Origin of the sequence: Mucilaginibacter endophyticus, assembly GCF_003351025.1 — a bacterium.
Lineage (GTDB): Bacteria > Bacteroidota > Bacteroidia > Sphingobacteriales > Sphingobacteriaceae > Mucilaginibacter > Mucilaginibacter endophyticus.
In genome coordinates, this window is the sequence record NZ_QPCG01000009.1 from 167,518 (window position 1) to 182,153 (window position 14,636).

Annotated in this window: 16 protein-coding genes; 8 read left to right on the plus strand and 8 right to left on the minus strand. The window is 41.8% G+C overall.

The annotated features are described in order from the left end of the window. Nucleotides 1-35: 35 nt before the first annotated feature. The 5 genes from DUL71_RS27935 to DUL71_RS27955 all read right to left on the minus strand — a co-directional run bounded on the left by DUL71_RS27935 (nt 36) and on the right by DUL71_RS27955 (nt 3,773). Nucleotides 36-809, minus strand: a complete 774-nt coding sequence (locus DUL71_RS27935; RefSeq protein WP_114941115.1) for an SDR family NAD(P)-dependent oxidoreductase — start codon at nt 807-809, stop codon at nt 36-38. A gap of 93 nt (nt 810-902) precedes the next feature. Continuing rightward, nucleotides 903-1,535 (minus strand): Crp/Fnr family transcriptional regulator, encoded by a 633-nt coding sequence (locus DUL71_RS27940; protein ID WP_208645665.1) that lies wholly within the window; start codon nt 1,533-1,535, stop codon nt 903-905. Nucleotides 1,536-1,622: 87 nt separating this feature from the next. Continuing rightward, a complete protein-coding gene (locus DUL71_RS27945) occupies nt 1,623-2,048 on the minus strand; it encodes a nuclear transport factor 2-like protein (RefSeq protein WP_244228856.1) in 426 nt (141 codons plus the stop codon). 105 nt (nt 2,049-2,153) lie between these two features. Next, entirely contained in the window at nt 2,154-2,906 is a 753-nt protein-coding gene (locus tag DUL71_RS27950) for an SDR family oxidoreductase (RefSeq protein ID WP_112568962.1), read from the minus strand. 126 nt (nt 2,907-3,032) lie between these two features. Beyond that, nucleotides 3,033-3,773: an SDR family oxidoreductase gene (locus DUL71_RS27955; RefSeq protein WP_114941158.1), complete on the minus strand. Its 741-nt coding sequence runs from the start codon at nt 3,771-3,773 to the stop codon at nt 3,033-3,035. A gap of 221 nt (nt 3,774-3,994) precedes the next feature. On the opposite strand from DUL71_RS27955, the gene DUL71_RS27960 reads away from it, so the two are divergent. Together DUL71_RS27960 and DUL71_RS27965 are read left to right on the plus strand one after the other, a co-directional pair. Beyond that, entirely contained in the window at nt 3,995-4,510 is a 516-nt protein-coding gene (locus DUL71_RS27960; protein ID WP_114941117.1) for a thioredoxin family protein, read from the plus strand. Beyond that, nucleotides 4,504-5,271 (plus strand): hypothetical protein, encoded by a 768-nt coding sequence (locus DUL71_RS27965; protein ID WP_161964525.1) that lies wholly within the window; start codon nt 4,504-4,506, stop codon nt 5,269-5,271. Before DUL71_RS27960 ends, DUL71_RS27965 begins: the two co-directional genes overlap by 7 nt. Nucleotides 5,272-5,403: 132 nt before the next feature. On the opposite strand, the gene DUL71_RS27970 is transcribed toward DUL71_RS27965, so the two are convergent. Then, on the minus strand, nt 5,404-5,814 hold the full coding sequence (locus tag DUL71_RS27970) for a single-stranded DNA-binding protein (RefSeq protein ID WP_112568966.1): 411 nt from the start codon (nt 5,812-5,814) through the stop codon (nt 5,404-5,406). 24 nt (nt 5,815-5,838) lie between these two features. Further along, nucleotides 5,839-6,885, minus strand: coding sequence for an A/G-specific adenine glycosylase (mutY, locus tag DUL71_RS27975; RefSeq protein ID WP_114941119.1), 1,047 nt, complete (start codon nt 6,883-6,885; stop codon nt 5,839-5,841). A gap of 394 nt (nt 6,886-7,279) precedes the next feature. On the opposite strand from mutY, the gene DUL71_RS27980 reads away from it, so the two are divergent. The 4 genes from DUL71_RS27980 (at nt 7,280) to DUL71_RS27995 (ending at nt 10,736) form a co-directional block, all read left to right on the plus strand. After that, on the plus strand, nt 7,280-7,576 hold the full coding sequence (locus DUL71_RS27980; protein WP_090534644.1) for an HU family DNA-binding protein: 297 nt from the start codon (nt 7,280-7,282) through the stop codon (nt 7,574-7,576). 12 nt (nt 7,577-7,588) lie between these two features. Next, entirely contained in the window at nt 7,589-8,443 is an 855-nt protein-coding gene (locus DUL71_RS27985; protein WP_114941120.1) for a tetratricopeptide repeat protein, read from the plus strand. 313 nt (nt 8,444-8,756) lie between these two features. Beyond that, nucleotides 8,757-10,307, plus strand: coding sequence for an Rne/Rng family ribonuclease (locus DUL71_RS27990; protein WP_112568972.1), 1,551 nt, complete (start codon nt 8,757-8,759; stop codon nt 10,305-10,307). Nucleotides 10,308-10,496: 189 nt separating this feature from the next. After that, nucleotides 10,497-10,736, plus strand: a complete 240-nt coding sequence (locus DUL71_RS27995) for a hypothetical protein (RefSeq protein WP_114941121.1) — start codon at nt 10,497-10,499, stop codon at nt 10,734-10,736. Here the strand turns inward: DUL71_RS27995 and DUL71_RS28000 are convergent. After that, entirely contained in the window at nt 10,720-11,091 is a 372-nt protein-coding gene (locus DUL71_RS28000; RefSeq protein ID WP_161964526.1) for a barstar family protein, read from the minus strand. The genes DUL71_RS27995 and DUL71_RS28000 overlap by 17 nt on opposite strands. Nucleotides 11,092-11,373: 282 nt before the next feature. Here DUL71_RS28000 and DUL71_RS28005 point away from each other — a divergent pair, with 282 nt between their 5' ends. Together DUL71_RS28005 and DUL71_RS28010 are read left to right on the plus strand one after the other, a co-directional pair. Continuing rightward, the gene (locus DUL71_RS28005; protein WP_114941123.1) at nt 11,374-12,399 is read left to right on the plus strand and encodes a hypothetical protein; all 1,026 of its coding nucleotides are present in this window, start codon (nt 11,374-11,376) and stop codon (nt 12,397-12,399) included. Next, the gene (locus tag DUL71_RS28010; RefSeq protein WP_154402491.1) at nt 12,329-14,611 is read left to right on the plus strand and encodes a hypothetical protein; all 2,283 of its coding nucleotides are present in this window, start codon (nt 12,329-12,331) and stop codon (nt 14,609-14,611) included. The genes DUL71_RS28005 and DUL71_RS28010 overlap by 71 nt, the downstream gene beginning before the upstream one ends. Nucleotides 14,612-14,636: the final 25 nt, after the last annotated feature.

Below are 14,636 nucleotides of genomic sequence, written 5' to 3' on the forward strand. Positions count from 1 at the left end.
ATATAGATTTTATTGATGCGAATTTACTGAATCCTTCAACCAGGAAATTTAATTCCCGATAAACGTTCGCACTCGACAATAAATTTATCCTGAACAACCGGATCTGAAGCTGCAGGATGAACGGAACGTAACTTTTTATGATAGAAATATTTCCCGCTTACCAACACTTCAGGCTCATTGCTTGCAGCAAGCCATACTTGTGTTTTGGGGCCATCTTCCAAACTATCCGGAGCGCTTGGTCCGCCCATTTTGGTTGCTACCCAGCCCGGTTCCAGGGCGTTTGAGTACACATCGGGCCATTTGCGGGCAGCGTAAAAAGCCAGGACCACATTGTGTAATTTTGAGTCGGCATAAGCCATATAACCGTTCCAGTTACGAATGTTCCATTCCAGGTCGCGCAGTGTAGCATCCCCATCTTTGTGTAAGCCCGAACTGATATATACAAGCCGTTTGGGTTTATTTATTAAACAGGTGAGGATATAAGGACCAAGGCTATTGATAGCAAAAACGTGCGGTAAACCGTCGACGGTTGCTATCCGTCGCCCCTCCTGGTAGCCAACTGCGGCATTATGAATTACCGCGTCAAAAGTGCCAAGTTTATTTACCTGTTCTGCAACTTTTATAGTTCCAGCAATAGAAGATAAATCGCCGGCAACAACGGCGTCTGCCCCTCGCACAGTGGCCAAAGCCTCTTTAGCGCGGGCGTCATTACGGGCGTGCAATACCACACTATGACCATCTTTTATTAATAATCGGGCGGCCATCTGCCCTAAACCATCTGCCGATCCTGTTATAAATATTCTTGACATGTTTGTTCTGTTTTAATGATAAAACAAAGCTCGGCACTAAAGTAACCAGGGCATTTAACAAATGGTAAAAAGCACGGTTTATTTATTATGCGATTAACGGATGTTTTTTCGGATCCTGCTTAAAGACTGAGGCGTAACACCCAGGTAAGAAGCGATATCAGTTAAAGGTACCCGCATAGCCACTTCAGGCTGGCGCTCCAAAAATAACAGGTATCGTTCGGATGAATCATGCCCCAGATAAGCATTTCTTGTTTTTATTTTCTCCAGAAGCGTATTCTGCGAAATCTGATCGATCATTTCTTTTAGATAGGGCAGTTTCTCATATAAAGCCAGCAAATTATTTTTACTGATAGCCAGCAATTCCGTATCGCAGGCAGCCTGGATACTTTCTTCGGCAATCATGTTATTATTGAAGCTGTACAGGATAGTGCAAAACTGATTGTCTTTTAAAAAGAAATAAGTTACCTCATTGCCTTTATCATTTTGGGCCATGATGCGCAGTACACCGTTTGTAATGAAAAACAACTGTCTTGCTACGTGTCCAAGCGGCAATAACGTATCCCCCTCCTTAAACTTCATCGGTTCAAAGGCTTTTGCAATGAGTTCCTGATCACCAACCGGGATTGGTTTCAACTGCTGTAAACGGGCGATGAGTTGCTGTTGCATGATACAAATATCGGGGAAAGAGATAAGTGTGGTGATAAAAGAATAAAAAACGCTTGTCATGCTGAGGCACGAAGCATCTTCTTCGCCCTGTATAGCCGCTTTTTACCTCGCAGAAGATTCTTCGCTGTCACTCAGAATGACAACAGGTCAATAACTCGCCTGTCCTATCTCTAATTTGCTGATCTTATTATCAGCAACCGTAAACTTAAAATAGGTTTTAAAATCGCCCCACTGGTCGCTGTGGAATTTACCGTAAACATGTAAACCGTTTTGCTCTACCTTATCAATACTGGTAAAGCGCTCATGCCCCAATGCCTTATCAAAAAAGCTTTTAAAGTTCATTTTGTTACCATCGTCAAAAAGTTGGGCATCATTAGTGAATAAAGCAAACCAGGTTTGTTTATCGCCGCTTTGCAGAGCCTCAATGGCTTGTTTTACTACCGCGTTACTTAATTTTTCGGTATTCATGGTTTTGATGTTTTGTATAGTTGAGGTAGGCGTTTTTGCAGCCTGCGCATTTACAGAGGCAGTAATTAATGTACCGTATATGATATAATGGTTAAGCGTTTTCATGGCTTAGTAGATGTATAAATCAAATAATATTTTCTGCCTGTTAAATAGAAACAACAGGTTATAGCTAAGACTACAACCTGCTGGCGTATGTTACTAAACTGATTATTAATTTGTTGCACCACCGTTTACCAGCAAATGCTGGCCGTTTACGAATGATGAAAGATCGCTGGCGAAAAACTCGGCCACATTGGCCACATCTTCAACTTCGGCCAGGCGGCCCATCGGACAACTGTCAAGCAATTGTTTTCTTAATGCGGGGTAGCTATCAGCTTCGGCAAAGATACCTGAATGATCAACAGCAAATGGTATGATAGAGTTAACTGTTACACCGCGGTGACCAATTTCTTTTGAAAGGATATCAACCAGATAGCGTGGAGTAGTTTTGCTACCACCATACACAGCCATTCCGGGTACGGGGAATGAGGTGGTACTTGAGGCAATGTAAATAATACGACCATTGTCTTCTACATTTTTAGCAGCCTGCTGCATGGTGAAGTAAGTGCCTTTAGTATTGATACCGAATACACGGTCAAACTGTTCTTCAGTAAAATCAACTACCGGGGTTTCAACAAGCTCGATACCGGCATTGGCTACCACGATATCTATTTTACCAAAGGCTTCTTTAGCTTCTTTAAACAACCTTTCAATATCGGCCACTTTGCTGATATCGGCCTGTACAGCTATTACTTTTACACCCATTGCGCTGATGTTGCTTACCACTTCATCGGCAGATGCTTTATCACGTGAGTAATTGATTACGATATCGGCACCTAATGCCGCGTAACGTTCTGCAATTGCTTTACCTAAACCACGGGCTGAGCCGGTTATTACTGCTACTTTATTATTTAATGAGTTCATGATTTCTATGTTTTTGATTGTGATGATTGTTGTTGATTACACTTATTTTTTCTTGTTTCAAGGTTTCTTCCTGAATCTTGATTCCTGATTTCTTGCTTCTTGATTCCCCTTTAGGGGGCTAGGGGCTTAAGCCATTGCGCCATTCAAACCGATGATTTGTCCGCTGATCCATTTGGCGTCATCACTGGCCAGGAAAGCAACCACTTTGGCAATGTCTTCAGGCTCGCCCAGGCGATTAAAGGCGTTGAGTGAATTGAGGCGGTCAATTAGCTCCTGTGATTTGCCTTTGGTGAATAATTCGGTATTAACAGGGCCCGGCTGTACCGCATTTACATTAATACCACGTGCTCCTACTTCCTTTGCAAATACACGGGTCAGTTGTTCAACCGCACCTTTAGTTGCTACATAGCTGCCATAAGTAGGTGTTAACACTCGGGTTTGGGTTGATGAGAAATTGATTACAGACCCTTTGTCGGCCAATTTTGTAGCGGCCTCACGAAGAGTATTAAAAGTGCCTTTTACATTGATATCAAACTGACGGGTAAAATCTTCGTCGGTAGTGTCTTTTATAAGTTTGGTGATCATGATGCCTGCATTGTTTACAAGTACATCAATTTTTCCGTAGTGGGCTATGGCGGCGTCAAACATGGCTGCTACCTCATCGGCTTTGCTCACATCGGCTTGTAAGGCAATCGCGTCACCGCCTTGTTGTTTTATAGATGCTACTGTTTGGTCGGCAGCTTCTTTACCGCCTGCATAATTGATAATTACTTTAGCGCCTTCGGCTGCTAATTTGTGGGCTACTGCTGCACCTATGCCTCTTGAGGCACCGGTTACTAATACTACTTTTGATGCTAATGTGTTCATGGTTTCCTTTGTTATTTTGTTAATGTTTTTGTCGTTGTTGATTGACAATACAAAGGTGGCAAGAGCAGGGCCCCTTAATGATACACATATCAAAGCATTACTTACGAATATCTAAGGTTGGTTTATGCAGAGCTCTTAATTGACGCGGTATTAAGTGCAATAAATAAAAAATGATTATTAATCGCGAAATATTTAAATTGCATTAACCAATTAAACCTGCCATGAATAAAGTATTGATAATAGCATTGCTGCTACTAAGCACAACCCTGCAAGCTGCCGAAAAAGGAATCAAATTTGAAAAAGGACTTACCTGGGCCCAGATCAAGGCGAAAGCCAAAAAAGAAAACAAGTATGTATTTGTTGATGGCTTTACAAGCTGGTGCGAACCCTGCAAAATTATGGCGAATGAAATTTTCCCTCAGCAAAAAGTAGGCGACTTTTTCAACAAGAATTTCATTAATGTGTCCGTCCAGTTTGACCAAACCAAAAATGACAATGCCGATGTGAAGCTATTTTACAAGGACGCTAAATATTTAGCGAGCACCTATAAAATTGCAGCTTATCCAACTTTTTTATTTTTTAACCCAAGCGGTGAATTAGTGCACACTGTGGTTGGCGGTACAGTTAAAGCCGACGATTTTATAGCCAAAGCTAAATCTGCCCTTGACCCGGCAACCCAATACACACACCTTAAAAAGCAATTTGAACAGGGTAAACGAGACGCGACCTTTTGTTGACGCTTACACATTCGGCTCAGCAAACCGGCGACATCAACTTCATACCTGTCGTGGCAAATGCTTATTTACGTACCCAAAAAGATTTGCTTACCGAAGAGAATATAAAGTTGATAACCGTTGTCACTAAAAAAAGTACAGACCCTGGTTTTGCGGTGTTACTTCGTGATGCCGATAAAGTAGACATGGTAGCAGGCAAAGGCCAAAGCGCCATAGTTGTCAACAATATCGCTTTTGACGAACTCATACTTCCGCTGCTGCGCAAGGATGGCAAGAAAGTAGATAATGGGTTTATGTATTACTATACAGGCGATATCATAACGGATGTAAACTGGGATGCAATTAAGTCTAAAATTGAGGCACGATATCCCGGGCGAGGCAACGACATGATTGTTTGTGCAAAACCGGCTTACTACCAATGGACCGGAGACAAACCGCAATTTATCGCGGCCGTTAATGCTTATACAGCCAGACCATCAGGTTTTGACATAAATATGCTCAATTCCTACGCATGGTCGTTATATCTTGATAGCGATAATCAAGATTATTTAAAAACAGCTGCCGACTGGTCAAAATCCACGCTCACAGGCGGCAACGAAGAAAACCTGAATTACCTGAACACTTATTCATGTCTGCTGTACAAAGCCGGAGAAAAAGAAGCGGGTATTGCTGCCTTTGAAAAGCTGATCAAAATAAATGGCAAAGAAAACGAAGCGTTAAACAAACAGCTCGACCAAATGAAAAAAGGCGAAAAGATCTGGTAGTTATTGGCGGGGAAAATAAGTTTAGGTAACGATTTAGGAAATCTTATACATCATGCGCAGCGTACAAGGTACTATATGGCATGATGTGTAAGATTTTTTTGTCGGGGTTGTTTTCAGTAAAGTATCGGCAAATTAATAGTCTTCGGCATTTAAATGATCAATAAACGAATCCCCGTTTTTTGAAGGTGATTTCAATGGCTCATTTTCAAAATCACTTTTACGGCCAAGCATAGTAAAGTTCTCGGCCACAATTTCGGTAGTGTACTTCTTTATCCCTTCTTTGTCTTCAAAGGAGCGTGTACGGAGTTTGCCTTCTATATAAACCAGCTTCCCTTTTGAAAGGAATTTGGCGGCTACCTCGGCCAGCCCGCGCCACATTACAATATTGTGCCATTCGGTTTGTTCAACCTTACGACCGTCCTTATTAAACGTTTCGGAAGTAGCTAAAGGGAAACTCGTTACAGACACCCCACCTTCTAAATTTCGTACTTCGGGGTCCTTCCCCAAATGGCCAACGAGTATTACTTTGTTTATTCCAGACATGCCCTAAATTAACGCAAAATTATTTTACAAATTAAAAATATTTTTTAATAATATAAAAATGATTTTCGGCAATGCTAATTCCGGAAGGTTTTGAACCTTGATTTTTACCCAGTTTTCATTCATTTTGATTGGCTGATTCTCAATTTTTATCAGCCTAACAAAAAGTCGCTGATGGGTAAGAATATGTTTATACACCGGCGAAACTTCTATTGCTTCAATATCATTACCAAAAACATCTAAAACCGCAGGTTGTTTCAATAATTCTTTTGTGCTTAAAAGCGTATCTGTTTCAACCATAGGCAAATCATACATATTCGCCCAGATATCCCTATCACCCCTTTTGTTCATTAAAACGGTATCCCCGTCGGTTACCAGGAAATAATTTAAAAAGCGTTCGCGCACTTTCAGGTTTTTTAATTTAACCGGCAGGTCGGCCACCGCGTTAGTATTAAATGCCACACAATCCATTCGTACAGGGCAAATATTACAGCTCGGAGCTTTAGGTTTGCACAGCATAGCGCCAAACTCCATCATGGCCTGATTATGCAGCCCCGGCATTTTCTTATTAAGAAAATCATCCGCTACCTGCTGGAATGTTTTTTTACCCGCAGTTGAGTTGATGGGCTCGTAAATACCCAGGTACCGCGCCAGCACTCGGTAAACATTGCCGTCAACCACGGCCTTTGCTTCATTGGCAGCAAACGATGCTATAGCGGCCGCGGTGTATTCGCCAATTCCTTTTAGCTTTATCAGTTCGTTATAGCTATCCGGAAAACGGCCATGATGAAGCTCTTGCACCAGTCGCGCTGTTTTAAGCATGTTACGCCCTCTTGAATAATAGCCCAGCCCCTGCCATAGTTTCAGGATCTCATCTTCATGGGCGGCGGCAAAACTGCTTACATCGGGGTATTTTTCAAGGAAGCGATAAAAGTAAGGCATCCCCTGTTCTACCCGGGTTTGCTGCAGTATAATTTCCGAAAGCCAGATCACGTAAGCGTCTGTGGTATTACGCCAGGGCAGGTCGCGTTTATTCTTCAAATACCATTGAACTATTTCGTCTGTAAAATTCATCGATGTAAAAGTAAGTAATTGCAGCACCAGGAAGCCGGGAATCAGGAAACAAGAAGTTAAGGATACCGGGAATGGAAACTGGGGTTAAGAAAACTGCCACAGGAAATTCAGAAATCCGGGCCGGACCCGCTTAAAAAAGTGTGAAAGGTAAGTGTTGCCCAGGCCTATCAGGATGGTGGATTTGCACACTTTTTTTCACACCTCTTCACAACCGGCAACCTGTATTTTGCCCGTGATTTATAAGGCTCTCATACTCAAAATTGTAACGATAGTGTATGTTTTAAGGGCTGAACAAAAAAAAACGGATAAATATTTCGCTGTTAACGGATAAAGCAATACTTTTGCAACCCCAAAACAGTTAAGTATTTATAAAATAAAATTAAGTAAATAAGATATGACTAAGGCAGAAATTATAACTGAAATCTCATCAAAAACAGGTATAGAGAAAGTAGACGTGCAGGAAACTGTTGAGGCGTTTTTCAAAGTTGTTAAAAGCTCAATGGTTGGCGGCGAAAACGTATACGTAAGAGGATTCGGTAGTTTTGTTGTTAAAAAAAGAGCTAAAAAAACAGCACGTAACATTTCAAAAAATACTGCCATCATTATCCCTGAGCACTTTGTGCCAAGCTTTAAACCAGCTAAAACTTTTGTTGAGAAAGTAAAGTCAGGTAACAAAACCAGCAAAAAATAATTATACGCCATCATGAATAAGAAACAAATAGTCGTTAGTGCAGCCGTAGTTGTTATTATGGGCTATTTGTATTGGTTGCCCGTAAAAGGTTTAGTAAAACCAAAAGACGATAAAAACAGCAAACCGGCCATGGCTGCCTCTGCAGGCGCCACTAAACCGGCAGCTAACGTTACTGTTGATATGGTATCGGCCCCGGCCAAAGCAGCTATTGGGGATGCATTGGCGGCTAAGATCAACGACCTTGAAGCCCAGTTAAAAAAAGCATCAGACGCAGATGCACCAGCTTTGCAACAGCAACTGGCCAAACACTGGGACGATGTTAACCAGCCTGCACCCGCGGCATTCTATTACCAGGCAGTAGCCCGTAAAGAAAACAAGGTGCAAGACTGGATAAATGCAGGTAACCGTTTTAATGATGCATATAAACTTACACAGGATACTTTATTTCAGCCCGCGTTTGTAAATAATGCAGCCGAAGCATTTCAAAATGCTTTGAAATTACAGCCCGAAAGCCTTGAAGGTAAAACCGGGTTGGGCATAGCTTACGTTAACGGCGCAGCCGGCCCTATGCAGGGTATAGCGCTGTTGCTTGAGGTTGTAAAAAAAGACCCGAACAATTGGAACGCTAACCTTAACTTAGGTATGTTTGCCATGAAATCGGGTCAGTATGAAAAAGCGGTAGGCAGGTTTAAAACACTGCTTGCGCAAAAGCAGGAACTGGAACCGACTTTCTATTTAGCCGAAAGCTATAAGCAATTGGGTATGAAAAAGGAAGCTATTGACGCTTACCAGAAATGCAAAGAAATGATGCCTGACCCCGTATTCAGTCAGCGCATTGATGGATATATCAAGGAATTAAATAACTAACACACATTTAAAAATTATTATTATGCCGAGCGGTAAAAAACGTAAAAGACACAAAATGGCTACCCACAAACGTAAAAAACGTTTAAGAAAAAACAGACATAAAAAGAAATAAGCATTTGTGTTAAGTCGATAGTACTTAGTCTTAAGTACAAAGTCTTCTTTTTCTTGACTTTAAACTTTCGACTAACGACTTAAGACTAAACATTAATGGTTTACCTGCCCCCAACCGGGGCTGGTAACTTTTTATTTATTAGTGTTTTTTTACCCACTTATTAACACACGGTTTTTACCGTTATAAGAAATGGAGTAGCAATTGATAAAAGAATTAATTATCGATTCATCCCCCAACGGGGCTACCATTGCATTATTACAGGATAAACAACTCGTAGAGCTTCACAAAGAACAGGTAAGCAACAACTATACAGTTGGCGATATTTACCTGGGCCGTATCAAAAAGATTATGCCCAGCCTAAATGCCGCCTTTGTTGACGTTGGCTATGAGAAGGATGCCTTTTTGCATTATCTTGACCTTGGTCCGCAGGTACAAAGCCTGCTTAAACTGACCAAACAGGTACGTAGCGGGGGATATCAATCTAAGCTATTGGATGGGTTTAAGCTTGAGGCCGATATCAATAAAGGAGGCAAAATCTCCGAGATATTGACCAAAAACCAGCTTATCCCGGTACAGATAGCCAAAGAACCCATATCAACTAAGGGGCCACGTTTAAGTTCCGACCTGTCAATAGCAGGCCGGTATGTTGTTTTAGTACCTTTTTCGGAAGCTATTTCCATTTCGAAAAAGATAAAAAGCAATACTGAGCGCACCAGGCTCCGGAAAGTAGTTGAAAGCATTAAGCCAAAGCATTTTGGCGTTATCATCCGTACAGTTTCCGAAGGTAAAGGAGTTGATGAGCTGCAGAAAGACCTGCTTGATCTGATCTCAAAATGGGAGCAGTTTATTACCAAGCTGCCATCTGTTGAGCCTTCAAAAAAGGTATTGGGCGAAATTGGGCGTACATCAACTATCCTCAGGGATATTTTGAACCCCGATTTTCAGCACATTTATACCAATGACAACAGTATGTTCGAAGAAATTCGTTCATACATTCATGAAATATCGCCCGATATGGAAAGTATAGTCCGCATGCACAAGCATAAGGAACCTATATTTGACCATTTTGGTATCGAAAAGCAAATCAAGGGAGCGTTTGGTAAAACCGTGAACCTTGCCGGTGGCGCTTACCTGGTAATTGAGCATACCGAAGCCCTGCACGTTATTGACGTAAACAGCGGTAATCGTACAGCCAGTAAAGAAAACCAGGAAGAGAACGCTTACCAGGTAAACAAGGAAGCCGCCAAAGAAATAGCAAGGCAATTACGCCTGCGCGATATGGGCGGCATTGTGGTGATCGATTTTATCGATATGCACAAACCTCAAAACCGTAAAGAGCTTTTTGATTTTCTGCGTGCCGAAATGCAGTACGACCGTGCCAAGCACACCATTTTGCCTCCGAGCAAATTTGGCTTAGTGCAGATCACCCGTCAGCGTGTAAGGCCAGAAATGAACATTGTTACCAGCGAGGTTTGTCCAACCTGTAACGGAACCGGCACTATAAGGCCAACCATTTTGCTGATGGATGATATTGAAAATAATTTCAATTATATCCTTACCGAGCAAAACGAAAAAGGGATTACCCTGTGCGTGCACCCATATATTGAAGCCTACATTAAAAAAGGCATCTATAACCGCCAAATGAAGTGGTTTATCAAATATGGCCAATGGATAAAGGTTAAAAGCAACCCATCCTACCAGATCACGGAATTCCATTTCTTCTCATCAAAAGACGAAGAAATTAAACTGTAAAACTTTCAGAAGTGCAACTGTTTGAAAATGGCACAAATTAAAGATCTTTAAAAGAGCAGATGTTTGGATGAGCATCTGCTCTTTTTATTTTCCCCTCTTCTATATTTCATCAAAATTTAGCGATAACATAACTCACACAGGTTAAATGCGATGCATACATTGCAATGTTTTAATCGCTATTTTTGAGATATGGAAATAGTTGACAGAATAAAGGAAGTTTTCGAACCACACTTCGAAGTCCTCAATGTTACAAGATCCGGCCCGGATAGCTTAAACGCTGAAGCCTTTATTACCATAGACGCGCAGCACGAGGGAAAATCACATAAACGAATTTTCAGAGAGGCTGAACTTGTAGAACTAAATTCTGAAGGTAAATTAAACGAAACCATAAGGGCGCTTTGCGCTGTGATACTCACATCAGAAGATTAGCCTCTAAAAACCGCCTCGATTTCTCGGGAAAAATCACCTTGAAATAATGCTCTTCATTATCAAGCCAACTTCCGGCCGCATCAAAAAGTACATTTAGGTAAATCTTTATTTTATCATCGGCAAGAAGAGGCAGCTCATGATGAACCAACACAATCCCCCTCTTCGCCATCCAATGAAAATCGCACAAACAATCATATAGTGCGTTCCAGTTATTCCCAAAGTAGTCTGGAAATTCAAGCGCCTCACTTAGCTTTTTTAATAACTCATCTTCTCCTCTAACCTTTGGAAGGTGAGCGATAAATTCATTTTCGTCAGAGTATTTATTGGGTTCCTCTAAAAAAACTATATTTCTCATAAGCATCTTTATGCAGTTACGCAGGGGTATCTCCTTATCACCCCTGGTCGAAGTTTAGCGACAGCGTAACTTCGTCCTAAAATAAGGCAAGCATTCTGCTCGCCTACCTGAAATATTAAAAAAGTTGGTCTGTTTCAGTTAAGCTGAAAGCTTAACCCGTTTTGGGATCGAAGTTACGCTGGCGCTAAACTTCGACCAGATAGAATGTAATACTGGTTCCCCCAAACAATATATCAAAAATTCCCTTACTTTACCATCGTTAAAAAACCTGCTGCATTACCTATGCTTAAATATTTCCGGTGGTTTATAATAGTAGTATTGTTACTTCATGTGGCTTCCTGCCGCAAACCCGGCAATGCTTCAACTGCTTTTTACTACTGGAAAACCGGCTTCAGCCTCAACGGGCAACAGGCAGCTTTACTAAAACAAACCGGCAACAATGCTTACATCCATTTTTTTGATGTAAGCTGGAATGATCAGGAAAAACGCTCCTACCCTAATGCCGTTGTGCAGCTTAACGAAATCCCGGCAGGGCTGAACATTATTCCCGTTATCTATATCACCAATAAAACTTTTGAAAACATTACCGATACTGCAGTAACTACCCTTGCAGTGCATTGTAACAAGCTGATTAATGAGCTGGCCACAGAAAAGAAGATCAGCTATACCGCGGTACAAGTTGACTGCGATTGGTCGCTAAGTACCCGGCTTAAATACTTCAGCTTTTTGGCGGCATTTAAAAAACTCAGCAAAAAGCAGTTGGAAGCAACCATTCGCCTACACCAGGTTAAATTTAAAGACCGTACAGGAGTCCCCCCTGCCGACCGTGGCGTATTGATGTTTTACAATATGGGTAAGCTCAATGCCGGTCTGCATCAACCCAATTCAATTTACAATGAAGAGGACGCCGGTAAGTATATCGATTATCTAAGTGTGTACCCTTTAAAGCTGGATATCGCCTTGCCGTTGTTCTCCTGGGCTATTCATATCCGCGATAGCAGGGTTATACAGGTTTACGGAAAAATCGGGAGGCAACAACTTGCAGACCGTTCTCATTTTGAACAGATTGAAGGGCAGGCCAACTATCGCGCCGTGACAAGCTTTTTCATGGAAGGAATTTATGTAAAACAAAATGATATTTTTAAACTTGAAGAAACGGACGGTAAAACATTGAACACCGCCGCCGAACAAATAATACAGCATCTGCCTAAACAACAACATACAACCATCATCTACTATGAACTGGCCAACATCGACCTTTCAAAATTTAACCAGGAAACCCTTACGCAAATTTCTGCTCGTTTTTAGTTTATGTACACTCACTATAGCAGGTGTGATCTGGGCCTGCGCCGACTCATATGAAGAAGAGTACTCTGTTTTTACCCCCGAATATTTTGTTAACAAACAATATTCGCCATTCTTTTACACCGGCAACGAGGTTTACTACGGCTTAGGCTATACCGACGGCAGCAATACCTGGTATAACGACAATATTGTTGATGAATGGTATGAGCATTTTAATCACCAATTCAATAAAACGTCGCTTCAATACCTGCTCCTTAAAGCCAGTGCGGGCGCCGTTGATTCTATCTATCGTAAATCTACCGGTTCGCTTAAAGCGCTACCTGCTAAATATCCTGCTATTGTTACCGGCAATGTACCGGCAAAAATGCTTAACGCCTTTTACAGCTACCTTAAGCTGGCCAAAAATGCCGAGGCTTATTCTGTGAACGATCAGTATTATTCGTGGGATAAAGTAAAACCCAATCATTCGCCGGTGAACCTGGGGCAAGCGCTGGTGGGGGCTTATGATAAAGAAACCGATCCTTTTATTAAAGAACGTATCTGGTTTCAAATGGTACGTTATTACTATTTTCTGGATGAACCATCAAACAAAACCGTGAAACTGTTCGATCAGTTTAAAGATCATTTTCCTAAAAATCTAATTTACTATCGTACAATGGGCTACGTAGCCGGATATTATTACAGGCAAAAAAACTACGCGCTATCAAATTACCTGTACAGCCTCTGCTACGACTACACCTATAAATTGAAGATCCCGAGTTTCTGGAGTTTCCACCCGCAAAATGAAAGTGATTGGAATGCTACATTGAAGCTTGCCAAAACCCCGGAGGAAAAGATAACCTTATGGCATATGTTGGGCGTACAGTATGATGCCTCAAGAGCCATAATAGTTATAATAGCCATCAATCCCAAATCCGAAAAGCTCGATCTGCTGCTAAGTCGCCTCATTAATGTACGGGAGGCTGGAACAGGCTGGGGAAACGCGACTGATTCGGTCAAAAGATCCGACAATGCGGGTAAACGTTTGGTAGAAGACATCGCCTCAAAAAACAATACCGCCAAGCCTTACTATTGGAACGTTGCCGCCGGTTACCTCAACTTTTTGGATAGCAACTATACCGCAGCCGGAAAGTATTACGCAACAGCAAAAAGCCAGTTCCCCGCCGGTGACAAAATGATTGTGGCGCAGGCCAAACTGCTGGATATGATGCTATACATTAAAAGCCTGAAAAAAATGGATGCCAATGCCGAAGCTAAATTAATTGAGCCGCTTAACTGGCTTGCCAACCTGCGCGATAATAAGCTTAAAATAAAAGATCTGCGGTTTAGCAATGCGATATCGGTTTGCAACCTGGCTATTTCCCGCCTTTATAAAAAACAAGGTAACGCTATCAGGGAGATATGTTTTAATAACAATGCGCAGGATTTTTATGCCGATAGCGCGAGGGTGCAACACATGATAGATCTGCTCAATAAACCGGACAAAACCGCGTTTGAGCAGGCCATGCTTCGTTATTACCCGATAACGCTAAATAATTTATATTACCATCAGGCTATCATGCTGGCTTATCAGCAAAAATTACCGGAAGCCATTGCCCAACTTAAAAAGATGACACCTGAGAATTTTTTGCTTGCCGGCAACCCTTTTACAGGCAGGTTAACCGACTGTCATGATTGTGACCATGAAGCGCCGCAAAAGCAAAAGTTTACTCCGCTGAGCTTTTTGCAAACCCTTTATACGCTGGATACCGAAATTAAGCAGGGCAAAAACGTTTACCGTAATGCTTATGCCGCCGCCAACGCTTATTACAATATCACGTACTATGGTAATGCAAGGCTGTTCTATGAATCGGACGTGGTAGCTACCGGGCCAACCGGTCGCTATTACTATGAAGGCGAACCGCGGATGGATGACAAACTGACTTCTATGCAGGTTGCTATAAAGTATTATCAGTTGGCCCGAAAAAACGCAGCTACCGATGAGCAACGCGCCCGTTGTACATTTATGCTGAGCAAATGCGCGCTAAATGAAGTTTATAACGATCCTGGTTTTAACGGCTACGAAAAACTTTCCGAAGGAAAAATCAGCAAATCGGTAATTGATGCTTACTATAACTATTTTGCCGAGTTAAAGGCCAAGTATAACCAAACAGCCTATTACAAAGAGGCGCTAAAGGAGTGCGGATATTTCAGGACTTATGCAGACAAAAAGTAATACGGTGAATCAAAAAGTCCCATAT

Coding starts and splice junctions, on each gene's coding strand:
- mutY (WP_114941119.1), bottom strand. CDS start 6,885: ATGAATTTTACAGACGAAATAGTTCAATGGTATTTGAAGAATAAACGC.
- DUL71_RS27950 (WP_112568962.1), bottom strand. CDS start 2,906: ATGAACTCATTAAATAATAAAGTAGCAGTAATAACCGGCTCAGCCCGT.
- DUL71_RS28005 (WP_114941123.1), top strand. CDS start 11,374: ATGCTTAAATATTTCCGGTGGTTTATAATAGTAGTATTGTTACTTCAT.
- DUL71_RS27985 (WP_114941120.1), top strand. CDS start 7,589: ATGAATAAGAAACAAATAGTCGTTAGTGCAGCCGTAGTTGTTATTATG.
- DUL71_RS28000 (WP_161964526.1), bottom strand. CDS start 11,091: ATGAGAAATATAGTTTTTTTAGAGGAACCCAATAAATACTCTGACGAA.
- DUL71_RS28010 (WP_154402491.1), top strand. CDS start 12,329: ATGAACTGGCCAACATCGACCTTTCAAAATTTAACCAGGAAACCCTTA.
- DUL71_RS27945 (WP_244228856.1), bottom strand. CDS start 2,048: ATGAAAACGCTTAACCATTATATCATATACGGTACATTAATTACTGCC.
- DUL71_RS27980 (WP_090534644.1), top strand. CDS start 7,280: ATGACTAAGGCAGAAATTATAACTGAAATCTCATCAAAAACAGGTATA.
- DUL71_RS27970 (WP_112568966.1), bottom strand. CDS start 5,814: ATGTCTGGAATAAACAAAGTAATACTCGTTGGCCATTTGGGGAAGGAC.
- DUL71_RS27935 (WP_114941115.1), bottom strand. CDS start 809: ATGTCAAGAATATTTATAACAGGATCGGCAGATGGTTTAGGGCAGATG.
- DUL71_RS27940 (WP_208645665.1), bottom strand. CDS start 1,535: ATGACAAGCGTTTTTTATTCTTTTATCACCACACTTATCTCTTTCCCC.
- DUL71_RS27960 (WP_114941117.1), top strand. CDS start 3,995: ATGAATAAAGTATTGATAATAGCATTGCTGCTACTAAGCACAACCCTG.
- DUL71_RS27955 (WP_114941158.1), bottom strand. CDS start 3,773: ATGAACACATTAGCATCAAAAGTAGTATTAGTAACCGGTGCCTCAAGA.
- DUL71_RS27995 (WP_114941121.1), top strand. CDS start 10,497: ATGGAAATAGTTGACAGAATAAAGGAAGTTTTCGAACCACACTTCGAA.